Below are 24,517 nucleotides of genomic sequence, written 5' to 3' on the forward strand. Positions count from 1 at the left end.
TTTTTAAATTGTTTTTGGCGTAATTAGCATTTTGGTTTTATCGTATTTCGCTATTTTTTTTCTGAAAGAGCGGTATTTAGCATAGTCTTCAGGAGGAAAAACTCCTTTAGTGATAAGTAACACTCGTGTATATTCAATTTTGTTTTTAGAAATCTCTTTGAAGCTAATTGTATAACTTCCAAACTTGCTTTCTAGGTGTTTTTCTTCTGGCAAACCTTCAAAAACATACCCTTCTGGTAATTCAATTTCAAAACGATCTACGTCTTTATACCCCATTGCAATATTTAGTTTCTGCTTTCTATTGAGAATTCTTGATGGAATGTATTGCGACTGATTAAATACATTGACGCAAAACAATAAATCATCACCCACAAGGGTGGTGTATTTAGGAGCATTAACCTCTAAATTTTCCGTAAAAACAATGTCTGTTCGATTATTATCTAATGTCGCTTTTTCAATTTCTAGCCCCGTTATATAGGACCATCTTTTTTTATAAGCAGTAATAAGATCTTCACTCGTTTTCTTTTCGAAATAGTATTTGTCGTCATATTGAAGTCCTTTAGACACTTCCTGAAAACTTGCTGCAATACCTCCTTCAGGATTGACCGCAATTTTTCCTACTGTTTCTTGTAAATTTTCTTCAGAGCTATATGCTTTTGTATGCACAATCTTGCCTCCTTCTGGTGTTATAATAAGCACGTCTCTATCGTCTGAAAAATTTCCGCCAAAACCAAACGGTGCATCTTGACTTGTACATTCTAACCAGATTATATCATCGCCTTCAGGAATTCCTAAAATAACGTGATTCCCTTCTATTCCTGAAAAGCCTTCAGTAATATCTAATTCATCATCTCCCGAATATAATATCGTGTAATACGATGGAACACCGACCGCATCTAATAACACCTTCATATAATTAGAAAGTGCCTTACAATCGCCATAACTTAATTTATCTACATCTGAAGCCAACATCGGTTTCCAGCCTCCAATACCAATTTGCACACTTATATAGCGCACCTTATCTTGAAGGTATTGATATATTTTACGTGCCTTTCCAATATTGGTAGTTTCATCTTTTACTAAAGATTTCATTTTAGCAACCGTAGCTTCTGGAACATCCTTTACATCATACAATAAATTACGTTCCATCCAAGCCCCATATTCGGCCCAATCTTTTGCTCGAGCTTCAACACCACTTAAATAAAACCTATCTAATGAAAATCGAGCTCGCGGAGCTATACTCTCAAAAGGCAAACTGCCTTCTTCATATTGGATTGCAGGAATATTGGTTGCTGTATACTCAAATGAATTTGGACCTTCCGAAGTATCTATAGTATATCCTTCAAAGTTTGTATGTAATGACCTTGGCTTATTTTCCGGGTCAAAAATCAACTTATAGGTGCTTTTTTTTGTGCTTGAAGCATAATCTTCTGTTGGCATCCATCCTTTAATAAAAGCGGTAGTAGAACTTTCAAGAGAAGAATTAAACACTAGTGTATAAGGATATGCTGCTGGAGTATAATTTAAATAAAGAACGCGATCATCACTGTATAAATTTACACCTCCTACCGCACTAGCGTCTGTGAAATCTTTTTTCTTGTAATGTTGAATTTCTTTACCAAATGCATCGTAAACACGTACTTCTGCTTTTTTAATTGTTGTATAATTATCGTAATGTAAATAACTATCTACATGTCGATTTCCATTTTTATTCAGCACAGTAATCGCACGATAAGACGTGTACATCATTTTTTTCTCTTCGGAAACATCTATCTCTGTATATTCACTTAGTAATACACTGTTAGCCTTATTAACTAACTCTAAAGGAATAGCCGCAATAGAATAATCTGTTTGCGAAAAAACACATTGAAAAACCCCTAAAAATAGAAGTAGGGAACATTTATACATAAGTTGCATTATATTGGGAGGGAGTAATAAAGGGTCAATATAAAAAGATTAATTAAAAAATAAAGAACTTATTCTCTTTTTTTAGAATCTATTAAAATTGTTACTGGCCCATCGTTTACAAGGGCTACGTCCATCATTGCGCCAAAAGAACCTGTCTGAACTATCCTACCCAACTGTTTTTCAAGCTGTAACACAAACAACTCATATAACGGAATAGCAACTTCAGGTCTAGCCGCCTTGATAAAGGAAGGTCGGTTCCCTTTTTTGGTGCTTGCATGTAAAGTAAACTGGCTTACTACAATAATATCGCCTTGAACATCCACAATCGAATTATTCATTGCATCATTTTCATCTGAAAAAACACGAAGCTTTACAATTTTTGCAACAAGCCAATCTATATCCTCTTGCGTGTCTTCTGCTTCAATCCCTAATAAAATAAGAAAACCATGTCCTATTGAAGCAATAATATTCTCTTCAACAGTAACAGAAGCTTTTTTAACACGCTGGATAACTATTCTCATTCGTTGGTATAGATGTCTTTTCGGTAGTGTTCTTCTTCCCCGTCAATTATTTGCAAATAACTTTTATAACGAGTCCATGCAATCTCTTCATTTTCTAAAGCCTCCTTTACAGCGCAATGCGGCTCTTCAATATGCAAACAGTTGTTAAATTTACAATGCTCTTTCAGTTTAAAAAACTCAGGAAAATAACCTCCTAATTCTTCTTTTTCAACTTCAACCACACCAAAACCTTTAATTCCTGGTGTGTCTATAATTTGTGCTCCAAAAGAAAGATCGAACATTTCAGCAAAAGTAGTCGTGTGCTGCCCTTGCATGTGCTGATTAGAAATTTCGGTCGTTTTGAGGTTTAAATTGGGTTCAATCGCATTTACAAGGGTCGATTTTCCCACACCACTATGTCCAGAAAACATACTTACTTTCCCTTTCATCATCTCCTTCAGCTTATCGATATTTTTTCCGGTAATGGCAGAGATCCCCATACACTCGTAACCAATATCACGATAAAGAGCTGCTAGGTATTTTACTTCTAGCAACTCGTCTTCGGTATACGTATCTATTTTATTAAAAAGTAAGATGGCTTTTATTTCGTACGCTTCCGCAGTCACCAAAAACCGATCTATAAAAGAGGTAAATGTGGGCGGATTATTAAGCGTGATGAGCAGAAAAGCAATGTCAATATTTGCAGCAATAATATGAGTTTGCTTCGAAAGATTTACCGACTTGCGAATAATGTAATTTTCGCGTTCTTCGATAATGGTGATAATTCCGATGGTTTCATCCCCTTTTGTTTCTACTTCAAACTGCACGTGATCTCCTACCGACACTGGATTGGTACTCTTAATTCCTTTAATACGAAACTTCCCTTTAATACGGCATTCGTAAAAAGTACCATCTTCAGCTTTCACCGTGTACCAACTTCCTGTAGATTTATAGACAACGCCTTTCTTCATCTTGCAAAGTTGCGAACTTTTTATTTATTTATGATCCTTTTCTGATGATTAATAGACTCTTGGTGAATCGCTTTATAGATTCGAAGCATAAATTCTTCACTCAATTCATTTTCTTCACCTTCCAAGATCATTTTACCTAGAATCTCGTTCCACCGTCTGTTTTGTAAAATGGCAACGTTGTTTTTCTTTTTAAGCATCCCAATAGAATCCGCAATTTTCATACGTTTCCCCATCATTTCAACCAACTTATTATCGATCACATCTATTTGTGTACGCAAGGTATTTAGCTCATTATTATACACCACAGTATCATCTTCAACCTTTCGAATGCGCAAATCTACCGTCATTTGATCCAACGTTTCTGGCGTAATCTGTTGTTTTGCATCACTCCATGCACTGTCTGGGTCGAAATGCGTTTCTACCATTAACCCATCGTAATTCAAGTCTAAAGCGGTCTGACATAAATCAAAAATGATGTCTCTACGCCCTGCAATGTGCGACGGATCTAAAATTAAAGGCAAATCTGGAAAGCGTGTTTGCAAATCAATCGGTATTTGCCATTCCGGATTGTTACGGTATTTGGTTTTTTCATACGTTGAAAACCCACGGTGAATTACCCCTAAATTATTGATATTAGCAGTATGCAAACGCTCTACAGCTCCCAACCAAAGTGATAAATCTGGATTTACTGGGTTTTTCACCAATACTACTTTATCGGTACCTTTTAAAGCTTCTGCAATTTCTTGTACAATAAATGGAGAAACGGTTGTTCTAGCACCAATCCACAAAATATCTACATCGTGCTTCAAAGCCAAATCTACGTGATTTGCATTGGCTACTTCCGTAGTTGTAAGCAGTCCCGTTTCTTCTTTTGCTTTTTGCAACCACTTTAAACCCAACGCACCTACGCCTTCAAAATTTCCTGGACGGGTTCTTGGTTTCCAGATTCCCGCACGTAATACTGTGGTATCTGTATCTTTTAATTGGTGTGCAATTTTAAGCACTTGTTCTTCTGTTTCTGCACTGCAAGGACCTGCGATAACTAATGGATGATCTAATCCAAAAGCGTCTAACCAAGATCTGAGGTTTTTATTATTTTCCATTTTCTAATACTTGTATTAATTGACTCGGTGTATTTTCTACGTTATGCTTGTATACCCCTAAAATTTTTAATTCTGAAACCGCTTTTTTCAACACCTTGGTTACTTCGGTGAATAACTGATAATCATCAAACATTACATCTACAAAGAAGGCGTACTGCCAGGGCTTCCCTACAATGGGTAATGATTGTATTTTTGTTAGGTTAATATTGAAGGTTGTAAACATCTGAAGCGTGTTTGACAAGCTTCCTAACGAATGCGACAACTCAAATTTTAACGTGGCTTTGTTTGCATTTTCAGCAGGTGCAATCGCTTCTTTTCCTATCAAAACAAAACGGGTCTGATTGTCTTTCTCATTCTGAATATTACTATCCAAAATCTCCAACCCAAATCGTTCAGCAACCTGTTTTCCCGCAATTGCAGCTACTCCTTTTAAATTTCCTTCTTTTATTTTTTTTGCTTCGGAAGCCGTATCCTTTCCTTCAATTATTTTAAGTTGTGGCGGAAGTTTCCGAAGATAATCTTTACATTGAAGCAATGCTACTGGATGCGAATGTACTTCGTCTATGTCGTAAATAGTTTGACCTCCTAACGCCATGATAAACATTTGAATATTTAAAAATACTTCGTCGTAAATCACCAATCCGCTCGCATCAATTAGATTGTAATTAGGCAAAATGGAACCTGCAATGGTGTTTTCTATGGCCAATACGCCAAAATCGGCACTCATGTTTTCAATACACTCGGTTACTTTTTCAAAGGTGTCACACATAATAAGTTCTATTTCTGTGTCAGGAAAAAGTAAGCGCGTTGCCATATCGTGAAATGAACTTTCGATTCCTTGGATTGCAATTTTCATAGCTTCAATTTTAAAAATTAGTATAAAAAAAAAGTCTCGGAATATATATCCGAGACTTTTAAATAATTAATATGATAATTAACTACATAGCGACCTCGGATCTTTCCGTAAAATAGAAAAACCAAAAGTTAAAATATGTAGTTACTGCTTTCATTCTGTAAATCTGAAATGCTAAAGTAATTAAAACTTTAAAACAACAAAGTCTTTTTTTCGTTTTTTTAATTATGTAATTTTACGCAACGAAAAAATATGTCCATACAAGTCACAAATATTACGAAAGAATACGGAACGCAAAAAGCACTGAATAACGTTTCATTTTCAATTCAAAAAGGAGAAATAGTTGGTTTCTTAGGCCCCAATGGTGCTGGGAAATCTACGATGATGAAAATTCTTACTACCTTTTTAAAGGCTTCGGAAGGCGACGCGGCTGTGAATAACTTTAATGTTTCAGAAGAAACGATAAACGTTCAGAAAAGTGTTGGATATCTTCCCGAACACAATCCGTTGTACTTAGACATGTACGTTCGCGAATACCTTCAGTTTAATGCAGACATTTATAAAATTCCAAAAACTGAAGTTGAAAAGGTGATAGAACGCACCGGACTTTTACCAGAAGCGCATAAAAAAATAGAACAGCTTTCAAAAGGGTACAGACAACGTGTCGGACTTGCAAATGCGTTGTTGCACAATCCGGAAGTATTAATTCTCGACGAGCCTACTACTGGACTCGATCCAAACCAATTAATTGAAATTAGAGAATTAATTAAAAACGTTGGAACCGAAAAAACAGTTTTACTTTCAACTCATATTATGCAAGAAGTTGAAGCGATTTGCGACCGCGTTATTATCATAAATAAAGGAGAAATAGTACTCGACAAAAAGCTAAGTGAGCTTACCAAAAACAAACAACAAATTGTAGAAGTTGAGTTCGATTACCGAGTTGAAGAAGTGATGCTACAACGCATCAACAACGTTGAAAAGGTTGAAAATACAGCGGGTTTTGTATATCAACTTTATTTCTCGACCGAAAAAGACATGCGAGGTGATGTATTCGACTTTGCTCATGACAACGGACTTAAAATTCTTCAGCTACATCAAAAAAACACCACGTTAGAAAAGCTGTTTATAGAGCTTACCAAAGACTAATATCTGTTACATCCGAATCCCGATTCCAAACTCGAAACCTTCCGCTTTTGCCCATTGCGATTTTACAGAAATAGTACCGAACATAGTACCGTCGAAAAAGTAGCGTTTAATCCCTAGTCTATTGTACACTCGGTCTTCAAACTCGTAGGGCCAATACACATAATACCCTAACTGCGTCATAAATGCGTTTTTATGAAAGCGAAACTCGTGTCCTATAAACATTCCCAATCGTCTGTAATCTTCCGTTCCTGTTAAGCCATCTTCAGGATACGCAATAGACCGATAGCGAATTAATTCTTTCAGAAAATCGGAGAAAAACACATCTACTCCTATTTGCAATGTGTTCTTGTACGAAATCCGTTTGTCTACATAAGATGAAAACACATAAAAAGGAAAATGTCCTTGTCCAATCACGTCGCTTTCGTTCCAACCGTATCGAAGTACAGCATTAATTTTAACCTGTTCTGAAAAAGATTTTTCTTGTGTTTCTTCTGAAGCAATATACTCAGGAAGCTGTTTGTTGTAAAACAGATAATTTATCCCAGCATTAAAAACTACCGAATTTGTACTTGTATTAGGAGCTCTGAAGTTCGCGTTGGAATAATGAATAAAAGACAAACCTGCCTGAAGTCCAAACCCTTTCCATAGATTTTCCCGAACGTAATTAAGCTTAAAAATAGTGGTGCTCAAAAAACGGGTTCCGTAGGCATTATTACTGAAATTGGTCTCTTTATCAAACGGATTGGTGGCATACGAAACTCCCGTAGCGGCCGAAAACAATAAATTCCGCTTTAAAAAATACCAATTGTAATGCGCGTACAACGCATATTGATCGCCAAGTGTTTCACTGTGCGAGTTTTGGTATCCAAATGTAAAACCCCAATCGGGATAGTTGTACTGTCGTTCTGCGAGATTAGCGCCAAAGGTCTTGCGATTGTACGTAATTAAAACACCTGTGGGATGTGCTTCAATTAAATGCGAAATATCTGTATTGTGTTCAAAAATATAGCCGTAAAAGGAGCTTACACCAATTGAAAACGGCTTCTGTTTCGTTTCTTGAGCCAACAGTGGCTGGAACAAAAAAGCAACAAACAAAAAAGAAAAAAGAGTTTTCATGGTATGGTATACTTCTATGCGAGAAGAAAATATTCTTTTTGTGCTTTACTCAAAAATGAGGCGACCTGTGTACAATTCAATTTTTTCAATTAGTGGCGGTCTATTTTTAGATATGACATTTCCAACACTTACCAATTTAGCGTAAATAGATTCTTGCGGATTTACAATAATGTCGTTGGTACTTCGGTGCAAATTTATAGAAACACTTTCAGCAATTAAACTTCCAGCGTCTACACTACAATCGCCAGAATACAAACCGATATTTAATGAATTGGTATGCCCTGACAAATAAAATCGAGACAAGCCATTTGCCACAATATCTAAACTACCCACGTCTAATTGTAGTTTAAAATCTCCATCAATATGATAGCCATCCTCTGTATTTTGATCTTCGGAAAGTAAACGCAATGAAGGAAAACTTAACACTCCTATACTTTCGGTAGGCAAGCCTGTACTTGAACGTATTTCGGTGATATTTGGCGAAGTAACATATACTTTGGTCAATCCATAATCCCGGACGAGATTACAGCTGTTGTAATTGTACACATTGAGTTGTCCATCGATTACCTTAACATCAATATCGTTGAGTAAGTTCTCACCCGTTTCAACAACTACTTTTTGTGTTTCTCCTTGCTGAATAAATAGTTGAACGCGCTCCCAAACTATTATTTTAGAAAATTCTTCTACGGTAAATTCTTCCTGAATACTATCGCCCGCTGCCTGAAAACAATCAAGCGCCTTGTCTGAATCACATCCAAAAAGGATGAATACTCCTAGTATATATAAAAACTTCTTCATACGTTTTAAAATCGAACTCCAACACCAAATTCTACACCTTCAGCTTTTGCCCAATGTGCTTTTAATGTAACTCCTGCAAATAGTTTGTCTTGGTAAAAATATCGTTTTAATCCCAAACGATTGTAAAATCTATTCTCGAAAGCGTACGGCCAGTACACATAATATCCAAATTGTGATACAAAAGCGACTTTGTTAAATCGTAATTCGTGGCCTACAAACAATCCTACTCGCTTATAATCTTCATCACCAGACACTCCATCTTCAGGATACGCAATGGATCTATAATTGATATCTTCTTTCAGAAATGTAGCAAAAAAAACATCGGCTCCTGCTTGTAAGGTGCTTTTATAATTGATCCGTTTATCAGCGAAAGCCGACACCACATAAAAGGGAAATTGCCCTTGTCGTATTACATCACTTTCATTTAAACCGAAACGAAAAACTACGTTGTACTTTATAGGCTCAGCATAACTTGAGCTTGGCGGATCGTTTTCATTAATATACTCTGGAAATTCTTCAGAATTGAATAAATAACTAACCCCAGCATTAAATGCCCAGGTATTTGTACTGTTATTAGGCGCTCTAAAATTTGCATTTGAAAAGTGAAGAACACTAAACCCTGCATGAAACCCAAATCCTTTAAACACATTTTCACGAACGTAATTTACCTTCAGAAAAGTGGTACTCAACAAATCTGTTCCGTAGGCATTATTATGTACATTGGTTTCCAAATCGTACGGATTTGTAGCATACGAAATCCCTTGACCTACACGAATCACTATGTTTCGTTTTAAAAAATACCAATTATAATGTCCGTATAGCGAATATTGATTTCCCAACACTTCGTTATGAGATCTATGATGCTCAAATGTAAATCCCCAATCTGGAAAATTATACCGACGTTCCCACTCATTAAAACCGTACGTTTTCCGATTGTAGCTAAGAATAAAACCACTTGGATGTTCGGTTATTAAATGTGCTATGTCTAAATTATGCTCTAAAATACTTCCGTAGAAATAATCCAATTCGACCGAAAAAGGAGATTTTTCTTCTTGCTGCGAAAAAAGAGAAAAGGAAATTAAAAAAGAGGCAATTAGAAGGTACTGTTGTTTCATAGGTTTTTAAGAAGCCTAAATATACACTAATCTTCAAACAATAAACGCCCTGTAAAGAATTCATTGACTAGAACGACTGGAGGCCTGTTAACAGCAATAATATCGCCTGTTCCGCGAATATCACCTATTATTTTATCGATTGGATGTACGATCATTTTATTCGCACTTCTTTGAAAAACAGATAGTTCCGAAATTTGTAAATTTTGCCCTTCAAAACGCGGATTTTCATCATTAAAACTAATTCTTGCAGTATCTGCAGTTCCAGAGATGTAAAATACACTTTGCCCGTTTGCCGAAACTTTAAAATTTTCACAATCTATCTGAAGGTAAAAATCACCTCCTTTACGAACATCTTCGATTCCGCCAGAAGTATCACTAGTTAGCAACAAATCAGGAAAACGCAACACACCATCGCTCGTAATATCGTACGAAGAGCTGTTACGTAATTCAGTAATATTAGGTGTGGTTACGTAGGCTTTAGTAATGCCATAATCACGTACAAAATTACACGTATTTTCATCTCTTATGACTAAAACTCCCTCTGTAACACCTACAAAAACATCATTAATTAGGTTTTCTCCTGTTTCAATAATTATCTCTTGTACGTCCCCTTGTTTGACAACTAAAGAGACCTCGCCTTCAATTCGGATGCTAGAAAACTCAGTGGTTTCAAAAGCAGTTTCAATAATGGTTCCTGTCTTTTGAAAACAATCGTTTCCGTTTTCAGAATTACAAGCACTAAAAACAACAAATAATATAAGATAGTAAGCTTTTTTCATCTAAGTTATATACGATATCCAATTCCAAATTCGATCGCTTCCGCTTTAGCTCCGTGCGATTTTAACGTAACTGCACCAAATATATGTTTGGTGAAATAATAATTCATACCAGCACGAATATAAACCCTTCCTTCAAACTCATACGGATAATACGCATAATACCCCACTTGTGTTACAAAAGCCAAATCGTTAAGATGCAATTCGTGCCCTACAAACACACCAACCCGTTTGTAATCTTCATCACCTGTAACTCCACTTGTAGGAAATGCTGCTGCAGTATATTCAGCTTGTTTTTGTAAAAATTTTGCGAAAAAGGCTTCCGCTCCTACTTGCAAGCTACTTAAAAAACTCACGCGTTTATTCGCATAGGCAGAAAATACAGCAAAAGGCTGTTGTCCTAAACCGATATAATCACTTTCATTCAAGCCGCCACGTACCACAAAATTAAAATTAATAGGTTCGATAAAGCGTTCAAAACTTGAACGGATATAATCTTGTTCTTTTTCTTCTGAAAAATCATATTGCACACCTATATTAATAGCAAGTGTATTTGTACTTGAGTTTGGTGCTTTTACGTTTCCATTGGAATAATGTATCAACGAAATCCCACCTTGTACACCAAATCCTTTGTAGATATGTTGCTTGTTGTAATTAAGCATCATGTAGGTAGAACTTACGAAAGAACTTCCGTAGGCATTGTTTTTAAAATTGGTCTCTATATCGAACGGATTGTTTGCATAAGTAATTCCGCTTCCTAATCTGAAAAATAAGTTTCGCTTCAGGAAATAAAAATTATAATGTCCAAAAACACCATAATTCTCCCCTAAAATACTGTTATGCGGATTGTGATATACAAACGAAAAACCCCAATCTGGATAGTTATAAGCTTGTTGCCAACGTTTCTTTCCGAAGGTCTTAAAATTATACCCTAAAATTAAACCGTCGGGATGATTTTTAACCAAATGCGAAATATCTTTATTATGACGCGCAATGGTTCCTGTAAAATAATTGACGTCTATAAAAGAAGTTGTTTCTTCGTTTTCTTGCGAAAACAAAGTGCTTGAAAAAAGCAAGATAAGTACGATTATTCTGTAGGTCATTCCTACAAATTAAAGAAATCTTTGTTTCATTAAAAAGGCAAGTGTAACAAATCGACATTTCCACCCGAAAGTATGATGCCTATTTTTTTATTTCTGAAACGTTCTTTCTCCTTAAGCAAAGCCGCGAAAGGCACAGCGCTAGAAGGTTCTATCACAATTTTCAAGCGTTCCCAAAGCAATTTCATCGCTGCTATAATTTCCGTTTCATCTACACAGATTATTTTAGGAACAAGCTCTTTTATAATAGGGAAATTGACATCGCCTAAGTTTGTTCGCAGTCCGTCGGCAATCGTTGGCGCAGTTTTATTTGTTTCTATTACACCACTTTGCAACGACCTAAAAGCATCGTCTGCAACACTGGGTTCTCCTCCAATTGTAATGCAATTTTTACCAAAATAATGAACCGACAACGCTGTTCCAGCTACTAAACCACCACCTCCAACGGGTGTAAGTACTACCTCTAGATCTGGATGGGTTTTTAGCAATTCGAAAGCGGCTGTTCCTTGCCCTAAAATCACGTTTAAATTATTTGATGGATGTATAAAAGTAGCGCCCGTTTCGGCTACAATTCGAGCTGCTTCTTGTTCTCTTGCAGCTAAGGTTGGTGCTGACTCTGTTATCATTCCGCCGTAACCTTTCACAGCTTCTTTTTTTACGGAAGGTGCATTACTTGGCATGACAATATATGCTTTTACCGATAAACTTTTGGCAGCCAATGAAAGCGCTTGCGCAAAATTCCCTGAGGAATGCGTTACAACTCCCCGACTCCGTTCTTCGTTACTTAATTGTAAAATAGCATTGACAGCACCACGCATTTTAAATGCGCCCATCTTCTGAAAATTTTCACATTTAAAATATACGGAAGCACCACAAATCGCATCTAACAAATGAGATGTTACTACGGGTGTTTGATGCACATAAGGCGCCACACGAACACTAGCTTCTTGAACGTCTTTTTTACTCGGAATCATAAAATGGCTTGCTGTACTATCTAAAAAAGAATTATTCTTTCGTAATAAGGTCGGCTAAGGAGGTATTTTCTAAAATCTTAAGATTGCTATCACGAACCTCAACCATTAAATTGTGTACACTACAATGGTCCTCGTCTGGACAATCGACACATTTTTCATAAAAATTTAAGCTCACACAAGGCACTAAAGCGATCGGACCTTCAAGCACTCTATACACTGCTGCTATTGAAATGTCTTCTGGACCTTTCATTAAATAATAGCCACCGCCTTTTCCTTTTTTGGACCCCAAGAAACCTGCTTTGCGAAGCGTTAACAAAATACTTTCTAAAAATTTTAAAGAAATATTTTCTGAAGTAGAAATTACTGAAATCTGCACAGGGGCATCTTCAATATTTCTAGCTAAATACGAAAGGGCTTTTAAGCCATATTTTGTTTTTCTGGAGAGCATAGCAAGTTAGTTAAAAGCTAAAATTAGCTAATTATTACGAATATTTAATAGTATTAAAACAATTCCTTTACAATAGATTTAATATTATCACTTTTTCCCATGGAGTAATAATGTAAAACGGGGATTTGTTTTTCTAATAGTTCTTTACTTTGTTGGGTACACCATTCAATACCAACCTCTCGAACAGCAGCATTGGTCGTACATTTCAAGACTTCTTTAATTAACGCCTCTGGTAAATCTGCATTAAAACGATGCGGAATTACATTCAATTGTTTTTTTGTTGACAAAGGTTTTAACCCTGGAATAATAGGTACGGTAATTCCTTCTTTTCTACATTTTGACACAAAATTGAAATATTTTTCATTGTCAAAAAACATTTGAGTGACAACATATGTCGCGCCATTTTTTATCTTCTTTTTCAGAAAATGAATGTCACTATCCATATTAGGCGCTTCCATATGTTTTTCAGGATAGCCTGCAACCCCAATACAAAAATCGGTTGGCGTCGAATTTTGCAATGCCGGATCTAAATAACACCCTTTATTAAGCGAGGTAATTTGCGATACCAATTCGCTTGCATACGAATGTCCTTCTTTTTCAGGTGTAAAATAGGTTTCGCTTTTCACCGCATCACCGCGCAATGCCATTACATTGTCTATCCCTAAAAACCCAAGATCGATTAAAAAATTCTCGGTGTCTTCTTTGGTAAAACCACCACACAAAATATGCGGAATGGCATCTACATTGTATTTATTCTGAATCGCAGCACAAATTCCAACCGTCCCTGGTCGTTTCCGAACTACTTTTTTCTGAAGCAATCCATTTGCCATTTCTTCATACACATACTCTTCTCGGTGGTACGTAACATCAATAAAAGGAGGGTTGAACTCCATTAAAGGATCGATCCCATCAAAAATAGACTGAATATTTTGACCTTTTAAAGGCGGTAAAATTTCGAATGAAAACAATGTTTCCCCTTGCGATTGTTCTATGTGCTCTGTTACTTTCATCTAATCTGCGATATTCGTTTGAAGCCATCTTTTGGCTGTTTCAAATGTTATATTTTTCCGTGTGGCAAAATCTTCTACCTGATCTTCCTTTATTTTTCCGAGGCCGAAATACCGTGCTTCCGGATTACCAAAATAATATCCAGAAACGGAAGCGGCCGGCCACATCGCCAAACTTTCAGTAAGGGTGACTCCAATGCGTTTTTCCACCTCTAAAAGCTTCCAAATAGTTTCTTTCTCCAAATGGTCGGGACAAGCAGGATACCCAGGCGCTGGACGAATTCCCTTATAACTTTCGGCAATTAAATCTTCATTACTCAAATTTTCATTATGCGCATATCCCCAATGTTTGGTTCGTACTTGTTTATGTAAATACTCCGCAAAAGCTTCCGCCAAGCGATCGGCCAATGCTTTAACTAAAATGGAGTTGTAATCGTCTAAGTTCTTTTCAAATTTCTGGGTTAATTCATCCGTTCCAAAGCCCGTCGAAACACAAAAACAACCTATGTAATCTTTCTTTTCAGAAGTAGTTGGTGCAATAAAATCGGCCAAGGCAATGTTTGGACGTCCGTCTGCTTTTTTACTTTGTTGTCGTAAGGTTCTAAATACAAATGTCTTTTCTTCGGAAAGTTTTACTTCAATATCATCGTCGGTGATCGCATTGGCTTCAAACAATCCGAAAACAGCTCTTGCCGTGAGTAATTTTTCAGAAATAATCGTATCCAACATCACGAGTGCTTCTTTAAATAATTCGGAAGCTTGTTCCCCAACCACCTCATCGGTTAGTATAGCAGGATATTTTCCATGCAATTCCCAACTTCGGAAAAAAGGTGTCCAATCAATATAGTCTTTCAGTAATGCCAAATCAAAATTTTCGAGCACTTGAATGCCTAGCATATTAGGTTTCGTAATTTCTGAAGCCGTCCAATCTATCTGTAGCTTATTTTTTCGAGCTGCTTTAATAGAAAGGAACTCTTTTACCGTTTGTCGTTTTAGAAAATTGTTTCTAAACACATCGTATTCGTTTTTCAAGTTCGCTTTAAAAGCTGTCGCCGTTTCTTTCTGAAGCAAATCGCCCACAATAGTTACCGCTCGAGAAGCATCATTTACATGTACCACCGCATTTTTGTACTGTGGGTCAATTTTTACAGCCGTATGCGCTTTGCTCGTTGTGGCACCACCAATGAGCAACGGAACGCTAAATTCTTGTCGCTCCATTTCCTTTGCGAGGTATACCATTTCGTCTAATGAAGGTGTAATTAAACCGCTCAACCCAATAACATCTACTTGATTCGCTTTGGCTTCGGCAATAATTTTTTCTGGAGCCACCATCACGCCCAAATCGATGATTTCATAATTGTTGCATGCCAAAACAACACCCACAATATTTTTACCAATATCATGCACATCTCCTTTCACCGTGGCCATTAATATTTTACCATTAAAGCTTACCACACCATCTTTTTCAGCTTCAATAAAAGGCAATAAATACGCCACTGCTTTCTTCATAACGCGCGCCGATTTCACCACTTGTGGTAAAAACATTTTTCCGCTTCCGAAGAGATCTCCAACCACATTCATCCCAATCATTAAATGCCCTTCAATCACCTCGATGGGTTGCTTTGCTTCCAATCGTGCTTCTTCAACATCTTCAATAATATAGGCATCGATTCCCTTTACCAAGGCTCTTGTAATTCGGTTTTGCAAGGGTTCTTCTCGCCACGAAAGATCGACTGTTTTCTCTTTTGCCGTTCCTACAACTGTTTCAGCAAATTCTAACAAACGCTCAGTTGCATCATCACGACGATCAAACATTACATCCTCTACATATGTCAATAAATCTTTCGGAATGTCATCATAGACTTCTAGCATTGTCGGGTTTACTATTCCCATATTCATTCCAGCTTGAATCGCATGGTATAAAAACACCGAATGCATGGCTTCGCGCACCGAATTGTTTCCTCTAAAACTAAACGAAACATTACTCACGCCGCCGCTCACACTGCAATACGGCAAATTTTGTCGCACCCAACGTGTGGCTTCAATAAAATCGATGGCATTTTTACGATGCTCATCCATTCCTGTTGCGACAGGAAAAATATTTAAGTCGAAAATAATATCCTCTGGCGCAAAGTGTACGTCGTTTACTAAAATATCATAACTGCGTTTTGCAATTTCTATACGTCTTTCATACGTGTCTGCTTGCCCCTCTTCATCGAAAGCCATTACAATGACAGCCGCGCCATAGCGTTTAATTAATTTTGCTTGGTGTTTAAAGGCAGCTTCTCCTTCTTTTAAACTAATGGAATTCACCACACATTTCCCTTGCACAACTTGCAACCCAGCTTCTATGATTTCCCATTTAGAGCTATCAATCATAATAGGCACACGAGAAATATCCGGCTCGGCAATCACAAGGTTTAAAAACTTCACCATTGCCTCTTTTCCGTCTATCAAGCCATCGTCCATATTAATATCGATGATTTGAGCGCCACCTTCCACTTGATGTCGCGCTATTGACAAAGCTTCTTCAAAATTGCCTTCTTTTATCAGGCGTAAAAACTTTCGAGATCCCGCAACGTTGGTTCGCTCACCTACGTTTATAAAGTTACTTTCAGGCGTCACCACAAGTGGTTCTAAACCGGAGAGTTTCAGGTATCTTTTCTGTGCTATTTTTTCTGAAGTTTCTTTCATGTCCTAAACGCTACTATTCGCAACAACTTTCAATTACTCTCGGCTTGTATTCCGAAGCAATGGAAGCTATCGCTTGTATGTGTTCTGGAGTGGTACCGCAGCAACCTCCAATTATATTGACTAATTTTTTCTCTAAATACTCTTTAATCTGTGACGCCATCTGCTCCGGACTTTCATCATACTCTCCAAAGGCATTTGGCAAACCCGCATTAGGATAGGCAGAAACACCCATACATGATTGTCGTGCTAAAACTTCTAAATGTGGTGTGAGTTGCTTGGCGCCTAACGCACAATTAAATCCAACACTCAACAACGGAATATGCGACACTGAAATTAAAAAAGCTTCAGCAGTTTGACCCGATAAGGTCCGTCCAGAAGCATCGGTAATGGTCCCGCTAATCATCACGGGAATGCTACTATTTCGTTCTTCTTTAATTTCTTCAATAGCAAAAAGCGCGGCTTTGGCATTTAACGTATCAAATACCGTTTCTACCAATAAAATATCTACACCACCATCTATCAACGCTTCTGCTTGTTGCTTGTATGCGATTCGCAATTCATCAAAACTCACAGCTCTAAAACCAGGATCGTTTACATCGGGCGACATACTCGCTGTTTTATTGGTCGGACCCATAGCGCCTGCCACGAAGCGAGGCTTGTGTGGTTCTTTTTTAGTGAACTCCGTCGCAACTTGCTTTGCAATTTTAGCCGACTCATAATTTAATTCATAGACAAAATCTTCCATGTCATAATCGGCCATGGCAATGGTGGTTCCTGAAAAGGTGTTGGTTTCAACTATGTCGGCACCAGCTTCAAAATACTTGGCATGTACTTCGGCGATTGCTTTTGGCTGTGTGAGCGACAGTAAATCGTTATTTCCTTTTACGGAAGTATGAAAATCTTTAAAACGTTCTCCTCTAAAATCTTCTTCGGAAAATTGATAGCGCTGTAACATCGTCCCCATGGCGCCATCGAGAATGAGAATTCGTTCTTGTAATGCTTTTTCTAAACTATTCATGATTACAATGTTACAAGTGCTTGTTCTATATCGTTTGTAATGTCTTCTATGTGCTCTAAACCCACTGAAATACGCACCAATCCTTCGGTAATACCCGTTTCCAGACGGTCACTTTCAGGTAGTCTACTATGGGTTGTAGAAGCAGGATGTGTTACAATGGTTCGGGTATCTCCTAAGTTTGCTGATAAAGAACACATTTTTAAATTGTTCAAAAAAGTGCGTCCGGCAGCAATGCCTCCGTGTAATTCGATACTTATAATATTTCCGCCTTTTTTCATTTGCTGTAGGGCAATCTCATACTGAGGATGCGATGGTAAAAAAGGATATTTTACTGTTTTAATTGCGGTGTTACTTTCTAGCGCAGTCGCTAATTGCAAGGCATTTTCACAATGTTTATCTACTCGAACGGCTAGCGTTTCCAAACTCTTTGACAAAATCCACGCATTAAAAGGAGACAAGGCTGGCCCCGAATTACGACTGAACAAATAAATTTCTCGAATTAAATCGGCACGCCCTACAGCAACGCCGCCCAAAACACGTCCCTGGCCGTCAATTAATTTTGTTGCCGAATGCAATACGACGTCGGCACCATATTTTATGGGCTGCTGTAAATAAGGTGTCGCAAAACAATTGTCTATAACAAGAAGGAGATTATGCTTCTTTGCAATAGCCCCTAAAACTGCTAAATCTAACAAAGCTACGGCTGGATTTGTAGGTGTTTCAGCATAGAGGATTTTGGTGTTTTCGGTAATAAGTGATGTGATTGTATCCACTTCATCCACCTTAAAAAAGGAGGTTTGGATATTCCACTTCGGAAGGTATTTTGTAAAAAGGCTATGGGTCGATCCAAACACGCTTCTGCAAGAAACAATATGATCACCACTATTCAACAAGGCAGCAAATGTTGAAAATATAGCAGACATTCCCGTTGCAAACGCATAGCCCGCTTCGGCACCTTCCAACGCACACATCTTTGAAATAAATTCTGAAGTATTCGGATTGGTAAATCTGCTGTAAATGGCGCGGTCTTTCTCTTCTGCAAAAGAGGCACGCATTTCTTCAGCATCATCAAAAACGAAGCTTGACGTTACATACAACGGACTAGAATGTTCTTTAAAAGAAGAGCGTTCTAGCTGATTTCGGATGGCTTCGGTTTCAAAATGCATCATTTTTTATATGTTTTCTCCGTTAAGCACAATGTGATAGGTTACCGGCACACACCCTGCTAATGTTAATGACACCGAACAATATTTTTCAAAACTCAACGCTGCAGCGCGTTTTGCTTTTTCAGGAGCAATGGGACCTTCCAAAGTAATGGTGACATGAATTGACTCAAAAGGTTTTGCATCGCCTGTATCTTTTCTCGTTCCCTCCACTTCTATCGCATACGATTCAATTTCCTGACGTTGTTTTTTCAGAATAGAAATAATATCAATTGCATTACATCCTCCTACGGCCATAAGCACCAATTCCATCGGACTTGCCCCTTGAACGGTATCTTCTGTTTTATTATCAATATTCACCACGACATTATTTGGCCCTTTGGCTTCAAATAGAAAATTTTCGTTTACTCTGTTTAATGTAACTTTCATGCGTTTTGTTTTAATTTACTCGATCGCTAAGACGTAAAATATCTCCAAAAACACCTCGGGCAGTGACAGTTGCTCCCGCTCCTGCGCCTTGAATAATGATTGGGTTTTCGCCATAACTTTCGGTATAGATTTCAAATAAAGAGTCACTCCCTTTAAGTTGTCCCAACATACTATTTTTAGGAACCGAAACCAACTTTACATCGAGAATTGCACCATCATTTTTTGACAAATCGCCATGTAAATCGCCCACATATCGCAACACGTGATCTTCCGACTGATTGGCTCTTTTTATGTGATACGGAACATCAAAATCGGTGAGACTTTTTAAGAATTCTTCTTTTGAAACATTTCGAAGCTGTTTCGGAATTAAATTCTGAATGGTAACATCTTCAAATTCATTGTGTAAATCCAGCTCGCGCGCCAGTATCAGCAATTTTCTTCCCACATCGTTTCCGCACAAATCTTCCCGCGGATCGGGTTCTGTAAATCCCTTTTCGATTGCTTTATGAAGTACGCTGCTAAATAATTCTTCTTTTTCTGAAAAGGCATTAAACAAATAGCTTAGCGAACCGGAAAACACACCTTTAATTCGTGTAATATTTTCACCTGAAAGGTGTAATAATTTAATTGTATCTATTAACGGTAATCCTGCACCAACATTGGTTTCGTACAAGTATTCTTTTTTATGAAGCGTCAGTTTATTTCGCAATCCATTGTAAAAATCGAGCCCTAATGTGTTCGCTATTTTATTGGACGAAACTAAATTGAAACCGCCCGAAATCAACAACGGATAGTTAGCTACGAAATCGGCATTTGCCGTGTTATCGATCGCAATACAGTTTTCAAGGCTGTTATTATGGGCGAATTGAATCACGTCTTCCACCGAATAAGGAATTCCTTCCGAAGTTTTTGTTTGCTCCCATTGCGCATCGATACCTTTTTCTTGCAGTAGCACACTTTTAGAGTTTCCGATGGCGAATATTGAGATTTCTATGTCCCGACGTCTGGAAATTTCTTTTTGCGATGCTACAATCTGGTTTATTAAGAGCGAACCAACATTTCCGTGTCCAAAAACCGCTACGTTGATTGTCTTTTTCTGAATACTTTCTAAATCAATCAAGGGTGATGGAGTTATTTGTGTTTGCGTTTCTAACATGTTGTTTTCTTTTATTATTTTGCTGAAAAGTGGGCGCTAACAGCGTTTGTAATTGTTCGTATTCAATTAAAAAAGCATCGTGCCCATGACTCGATTCTATGGTGTGATAGCTCACATTTTCTTTAATCGTTTTATAAGCCAAATAGGTTTCTTCAATTTCAGAATTCATAAAAAACAAATCTGAATCGACCCCAATAAGCACCACATTAGCTTTAATTTTTTCTACGGAAGCTAAAAAGTTACCGCTGTCTTTTGCAATATTAATGGTCATTAACAAGTGATTCATTAATTTATAAGCCTGCAATTGAAATCGTTCTTCCAATTTTTCGCCGTGGTAATGCAACCAACTTTCTACGTTATATATTTGTTTCTCTTCGTTAATCGTTCTGTTGAATTTTTGCTGAAAAGATTGTGGTGATCGGTACATAGTTACCGCGTGCATTCGGGCAATGTGCAATGGTTTTTCTGAATGTTCTAAAATCTGTTTTTGAATACTACAATTAGCCAACAACCAATCGGAAGCTTTCCAGTCGGTTGCTATTGGAATTAGATTTTCAAATAAATCTGGCGCCAACACGGCCATTTGCCAAGCAATGCTTCCGCCCAAAGAACCTCCAATAACGGTATGTATTTTTTTCAGTTCTAATTGTGCAATTCCCTTCAGAAAAATAGTCGCAATGTCGTGTACTGTAAAAGCTTCAGCCGAATCGAGAACAAAACCGTCATATCCATTTCCCGGTATGTTAAATGCCAAAACCGTAACTATTTCGGTATCGATACACTTTCCGAAGCCAACAATCGCATTCCACCAACCCGCATCCCCTGCAACCGTGCTATTTCCAGTAAGCGCGTGATTTACCACCACCACAGGCGCAGTGCCCAATGGCGGACCAAAAAGTTGATAACTCAACGGAAGCGTACCGCTAAAACCTAAATTTTGCGTTGTATGCGTAATATGTACCGTGTGTAAATTCATAAGATTTATTATAAAGCGACACTCCGTACGAGGTAACTGCCGCCTCTACAAAACAACATGTTAACTTAAAACTGTAGTGCCAATATGTGAAAAGGCAGCTTCAAGATCTTGCGTAAGGTCTTGGATGTTCTCCAACCCAACCGACAGTCTAATTAAATCTTTTGACACTCCTGTAGTTTCTTGTTGCGCATCGTTTAATTGTTGATGCGTGGTGCTTGCAGGATGAATAATTAAGGATTTTGTATCTCCGATATTTGCCAAGAGTGAGAATATTTTGGTGGTGTCTTGCACTTTTTTAGCCGCTTCGTAACCGCCTTTAAGTCCGAACGTCACGATACCACTTTGCCCGTTTGGCAAGTATTTTTGTGCTAAATTATAATATTCGCTTTCTGGCAATCCAGGATAATTTACCCATGCAACTTCGTCTCGTTTTTGCAACCATTTTGCCAATTCAAGTGCGTTTTCACTATGTTTTTTAATTCTGATTTCTAAGGTTTCAAGTCCTTGAATAATTTGAAACGCGTTAAACGGACTTAAGGCAGCACCAAAATCGCGCAAGCCTTCAATACGAACTTTCGCAATAAAAGCGGCTTCTTTTAGCACTTCGGAATACACCAATCCGTGGTATCCAGCTGAAGGTTCTGTAAATTCAGGAAACTTTCCGTTGGTCCAATCGAAAGTTCCCGCATCAATGATGACACCCCCAAGAGAAGTTCCATTTCCATTTATGTATTTTGTAAGTGAGTGAATCACAATGTTTGCCCCGTAAGCGATCGGATTTAACAAGGCTGGAGAAGCGACTGTATTATCAACAATCAATGGAATCCTGTTACTTTTTGCACTTGCCGCAATCGCTTCAATATCTAGTACATCCAATTTTGGATTTCCTAACGATTCGATAAAAACAGCACGGGTATTTTCTTGCACAGCATCGCTAAAATTTTGAGCATCTGAAGCATCTACGAAAGTGGTGGTAATCCCTAATCTTGGGAGTGTTACGTTTAACAAATTATAGGTTCCACCGTACAAACTACTAGAAGCGACAATATGATCTCCAGCTCGTAAAAGCGTAAGTAAAGTTGTTGCGATGGCTGCTGTTCCTGAAGCTGTTACTACTGCTGCAAGTCCGCCTTCTAAAGCTGCCAAACGTTGTTCTAAAACATCGTTTGTTGGATTGTTTAATCGGGTGTAAATAAACCCAGGTTCGGAGAGGCTAAATAAATTAGCTGCGTGTTCGCTATTGTTAAAAACATAGCTTGATGTTTGGTAAATTGGGACTGCTCGTGTACCTCCGTTTTGGGTTACGTCGTGTCCTGCGTGCAACGCTTGGGTTGCTTTTTTGTGTGTACTCATTTTCCTGTACTTTTTGAATTAATTAAAAATTTAAAACAAAAGCCAAAATGCATCGACCGTTTTGGTTGATGTACTTACTAGAAAAATGTTATTAAGAAAAAAAATAGAAATCACAAGACTGTAATTTCTTTTTCGTTATCTATCTATAAACTGCACGAAACAGTAATAAGTAGAATTTAGCACCTTCTTTACGAGTAAAGGGTTGCTAAGGTTTCATAGGGTCTAATCCCTCCGCCTTTCTTGATAACAGATTCAATAAGAGTTTGAACTTTGTGAGCACAAATATTCGTTCACAAAAAGTTAATATCCAAATTATTTTACATAAAACTTTAAAATTTTAGTTTTTCGTTACGGTAATTTGGCCAAATATTTTTGCCTAACCACTTGTCCAACAGGAACATCTGTAATTTTACTTTCTAGCCAAGAAATGATGTCTAAATATAAAAATGCACGGCTCTCATACGGATCATTTTCAAATTCTTGTAATTTTTTGTGCAATTTCACAAAGGCCTTTTTAATTTCGTGAGGGTAAATATCTTGCAATGCTTTTATAAATTTTATCATTTCTTTTTGCACTTCGTACAATTCGTCCATCTTTAATAAAAACTTATACGTACTTTTTAATAACGATTGTAAATGATAATCTTGTCCTGCTTCATAATGAGCTACTAAATTTAAAACGCGTGAAAAACAAAGTAAATCTTCCCGCATGGAAAGGGACTTATTAGAAATTATTTTTTTCAAATAGAAAATACATTCTTTGTTGTTTCCAGAACCAAAATGAAGACATGCAAACTTATAATACAAGGTCATTATGTGATGTTCATCTATCCGATCTTCAAACTTTTTAATATTCGTTTCAATTTCAGGAATAACGGTTAAACCCTCATTAAAACTACCGTCCATAAAATACATATTCACTTTATTGGTGCTTAAATAAAGAAATGTAAGGGCTTCCACATTATCATCTTTCGGAAATTCTTTCTGCTTCAGTATGGTTTCAAATTTTTCGAGATTCTCTTGAAATTTTGTTCTATTTCTACTTAAGAAAAGTGATTCTAGTAAGTAGTTGTTTCCTTTCAGAAAAAATACAGGATTCAGATAAATCATTCCTGGATACTGATAAAATAAATCGACCCATTTTAAAGAATACTTGTAACAGTTTAAAAAATCTTGGAGTAAAAAACTGTACCATAAATGTGCCTTGTACAACCATAGTTTTTCTCGAAATCCAAGGTCTTCAATTTTATATTTGGGCATTCGTTTGTTAAAATAGTTGGTGACCCAATTACTTTCTTCTTCGTTTTTAACGTATCCCGTTTTAAGAAAAACTCCGTACAACTGTAATGATAAATTCGATAATTTACTTGTAATTACATTTGCTGCACTCAACTCTTTTGCCTGTATGGTAAGCTCATCTGCACGCCCACTGATACTTCGTGTGATGTACTGCGACTCTATAATCTTCTCCATTTCTACAATCTCGTAGGCGAGGTTTTTCTCTTCATTCTGAATGGCAATGTCTTTCCACTTACTAAGCAATTTCAGACTTTGTTTATACAATCCTTTGTGATATAAAATAGAGGCAAAATCGAGTTGTTCCCGAATCTGAGAGCGTATATTTTGATGAGAAGGATTCAATTTTAAACTCACCAATATCTGACGGTACAAATGTGCTTTTACATTTCCAAGCTGTGCTTTTTTTACAACTTTTGTTTTTAATATTTGTGCTTCATCATAAGTTTTCAGTTTGTCTAAAACATTAAATAAATTTAGAAATTTAGAATCTGCATTCACACCAATTCGTCCCACATACAGCTTGAACTGACGTTTTTCCGACTTGGTTAGCGACTTAATAAGTACAAATAAATTATCTTTTTGATCCTTAGTCATAATGCATTTATTTCATT

21 protein-coding genes, 1 pseudogene and 1 riboswitch are annotated in these 24,517 nt (G+C 37.2%); of the genes and pseudogenes, 1 reads left to right on the forward strand and 21 read right to left on the reverse strand.

Going from position 1 to position 24,517, the window contains the following annotated elements; translation table 11 throughout:
- Nucleotides 1-3 precede the first annotated feature (3 nt).
- The 5 genes from BLQ00_RS00940 to BLQ00_RS00960 form a co-directional block, all read right to left on the reverse strand.
- On the reverse strand, nucleotides 4-1,908 hold the full coding sequence (locus BLQ00_RS00940) for a DUF3857 domain-containing protein (protein ID WP_175445392.1): 1,905 nt from the start codon (nucleotides 1,906-1,908) through the stop codon (nucleotides 4-6).
- Nucleotides 1,909-1,976: 68 nt separating this feature from the next.
- The gene (gene dtd, locus BLQ00_RS00945; protein WP_093139477.1) at nucleotides 1,977-2,429 is read right to left on the reverse strand and encodes a D-aminoacyl-tRNA deacylase; all 453 of its coding nucleotides are present in this window, start codon (nucleotides 2,427-2,429) and stop codon (nucleotides 1,977-1,979) included.
- Nucleotides 2,426-3,379 (reverse strand): ribosome small subunit-dependent GTPase A, encoded by a 954-nt coding sequence (gene rsgA / locus BLQ00_RS00950; protein WP_093139478.1) that lies wholly within the window; start codon nucleotides 3,377-3,379, stop codon nucleotides 2,426-2,428. Before rsgA ends, dtd begins: the two co-directional genes overlap by 4 nt.
- 20 nt (nucleotides 3,380-3,399) lie before the next feature.
- Nucleotides 3,400-4,482, reverse strand: coding sequence for a bifunctional 3-deoxy-7-phosphoheptulonate synthase/chorismate mutase type II (locus BLQ00_RS00955; protein ID WP_093139480.1), 1,083 nt, complete (start codon nucleotides 4,480-4,482; stop codon nucleotides 3,400-3,402).
- Nucleotides 4,472-5,338 carry a prephenate dehydratase gene (locus BLQ00_RS00960; protein WP_093139481.1) on the reverse strand — a complete coding sequence of 289 codons (867 nt, stop codon included), beginning with the start codon at nucleotides 5,336-5,338 and terminating at the stop codon, nucleotides 4,472-4,474. The genes BLQ00_RS00955 and BLQ00_RS00960 overlap by 11 nt, the downstream gene beginning before the upstream one ends.
- A gap of 249 nt (nucleotides 5,339-5,587) precedes the next feature.
- Here BLQ00_RS00960 and gldA point away from each other — a divergent pair, with 249 nt between their 5' ends.
- A complete protein-coding gene (gene gldA, locus BLQ00_RS00965) occupies nucleotides 5,588-6,484 on the forward strand; it encodes a gliding motility-associated ABC transporter ATP-binding subunit GldA (RefSeq protein ID WP_093139483.1) in 897 nt (298 codons plus the stop codon).
- A gap of 6 nt (nucleotides 6,485-6,490) precedes the next feature.
- Here gldA and BLQ00_RS00970 read toward each other — a convergent pair whose 3' ends face one another.
- The 16 genes and pseudogenes from BLQ00_RS00970 to BLQ00_RS01045 all read right to left on the reverse strand — a co-directional run bounded on the left by BLQ00_RS00970 (nucleotide 6,491) and on the right by BLQ00_RS01045 (nucleotide 24,500).
- Nucleotides 6,491-7,600 (reverse strand): acyloxyacyl hydrolase, encoded by a 1,110-nt coding sequence (locus tag BLQ00_RS00970; RefSeq protein WP_093139484.1) that lies wholly within the window; start codon nucleotides 7,598-7,600, stop codon nucleotides 6,491-6,493.
- A 45-nt stretch (nucleotides 7,601-7,645) separates the two neighbouring features.
- A complete protein-coding gene (locus tag BLQ00_RS00975; RefSeq protein WP_093139486.1) occupies nucleotides 7,646-8,398 on the reverse strand; it encodes a head GIN domain-containing protein in 753 nt (250 codons plus the stop codon).
- A gap of 5 nt (nucleotides 8,399-8,403) precedes the next feature.
- Nucleotides 8,404-9,513 carry an acyloxyacyl hydrolase gene (locus BLQ00_RS00980; protein ID WP_093139487.1) on the reverse strand — a complete coding sequence of 370 codons (1,110 nt, stop codon included), beginning with the start codon at nucleotides 9,511-9,513 and terminating at the stop codon, nucleotides 8,404-8,406.
- 26 nt (nucleotides 9,514-9,539) lie between these two features.
- Entirely contained in the window at nucleotides 9,540-10,292 is a 753-nt protein-coding gene (locus BLQ00_RS00985) for a head GIN domain-containing protein (RefSeq protein ID WP_093139489.1), read from the reverse strand.
- A gap of 5 nt (nucleotides 10,293-10,297) precedes the next feature.
- Complete coding sequence (locus BLQ00_RS00990; protein WP_093139491.1) at nucleotides 10,298-11,392, reverse strand: acyloxyacyl hydrolase; 1,095 nt, start codon at nucleotides 11,390-11,392, stop codon at nucleotides 10,298-10,300.
- Between the two features lie 29 nt (nucleotides 11,393-11,421).
- On the reverse strand, nucleotides 11,422-12,363 hold the full coding sequence (locus BLQ00_RS00995; RefSeq protein ID WP_093139493.1) for a pyridoxal-phosphate dependent enzyme: 942 nt from the start codon (nucleotides 12,361-12,363) through the stop codon (nucleotides 11,422-11,424).
- A gap of 31 nt (nucleotides 12,364-12,394) precedes the next feature.
- Complete coding sequence (locus BLQ00_RS01000; protein WP_093139495.1) at nucleotides 12,395-12,811, reverse strand: RrF2 family transcriptional regulator; 417 nt, start codon at nucleotides 12,809-12,811, stop codon at nucleotides 12,395-12,397.
- Nucleotides 12,812-12,864: 53 nt separating this feature from the next.
- Complete coding sequence (metF, locus tag BLQ00_RS01005) at nucleotides 12,865-13,821, reverse strand: methylenetetrahydrofolate reductase [NAD(P)H] (RefSeq protein ID WP_093139497.1); 957 nt, start codon at nucleotides 13,819-13,821, stop codon at nucleotides 12,865-12,867.
- Complete coding sequence (gene metH / locus BLQ00_RS01010) at nucleotides 13,822-16,512, reverse strand: methionine synthase (RefSeq protein WP_093139499.1); 2,691 nt, start codon at nucleotides 16,510-16,512, stop codon at nucleotides 13,822-13,824.
- Between the two features lie 13 nt (nucleotides 16,513-16,525).
- Nucleotides 16,526-17,530, reverse strand: coding sequence for a homocysteine S-methyltransferase family protein (locus BLQ00_RS01015; RefSeq protein WP_093139501.1), 1,005 nt, complete (start codon nucleotides 17,528-17,530; stop codon nucleotides 16,526-16,528).
- A 2-nt stretch (nucleotides 17,531-17,532) separates the two neighbouring features.
- Complete coding sequence (locus BLQ00_RS01020; protein ID WP_093141837.1) at nucleotides 17,533-18,696, reverse strand: trans-sulfuration enzyme family protein; 1,164 nt, start codon at nucleotides 18,694-18,696, stop codon at nucleotides 17,533-17,535.
- Nucleotides 18,697-18,702: 6 nt separating this feature from the next.
- The gene (locus tag BLQ00_RS01025; protein ID WP_093139503.1) at nucleotides 18,703-19,122 is read right to left on the reverse strand and encodes an OsmC family protein; all 420 of its coding nucleotides are present in this window, start codon (nucleotides 19,120-19,122) and stop codon (nucleotides 18,703-18,705) included.
- Between the two features lie 10 nt (nucleotides 19,123-19,132).
- A pseudogene (locus BLQ00_RS17895) lies at nucleotides 19,133-20,215 on the reverse strand (homoserine dehydrogenase family protein); the annotation flags it as partial.
- 19 nt (nucleotides 20,216-20,234) lie between these two features.
- On the reverse strand, nucleotides 20,235-21,254 hold the full coding sequence (locus BLQ00_RS17900) for an alpha/beta fold hydrolase (RefSeq protein ID WP_093139506.1): 1,020 nt from the start codon (nucleotides 21,252-21,254) through the stop codon (nucleotides 20,235-20,237).
- A gap of 60 nt (nucleotides 21,255-21,314) precedes the next feature.
- Nucleotides 21,315-22,607, reverse strand: a complete 1,293-nt coding sequence (locus tag BLQ00_RS01040) for an O-acetylhomoserine aminocarboxypropyltransferase/cysteine synthase family protein (RefSeq protein ID WP_093139508.1) — start codon at nucleotides 22,605-22,607, stop codon at nucleotides 21,315-21,317.
- Nucleotides 22,608-22,739: 132 nt separating this feature from the next.
- Nucleotides 22,740-22,857: riboswitch (SAM riboswitch) on the reverse strand.
- 98 nt (nucleotides 22,858-22,955) lie between these two features.
- Entirely contained in the window at nucleotides 22,956-24,500 is a 1,545-nt protein-coding gene (locus BLQ00_RS01045) for a hypothetical protein (RefSeq protein ID WP_093139509.1), read from the reverse strand.
- Nucleotides 24,501-24,517 lie beyond the last annotated feature (17 nt).

Source organism: Ulvibacter litoralis (genome assembly GCF_900102055.1).
Taxonomy (GTDB): domain Bacteria; phylum Bacteroidota; class Bacteroidia; order Flavobacteriales; family Flavobacteriaceae; genus Ulvibacter; species Ulvibacter litoralis.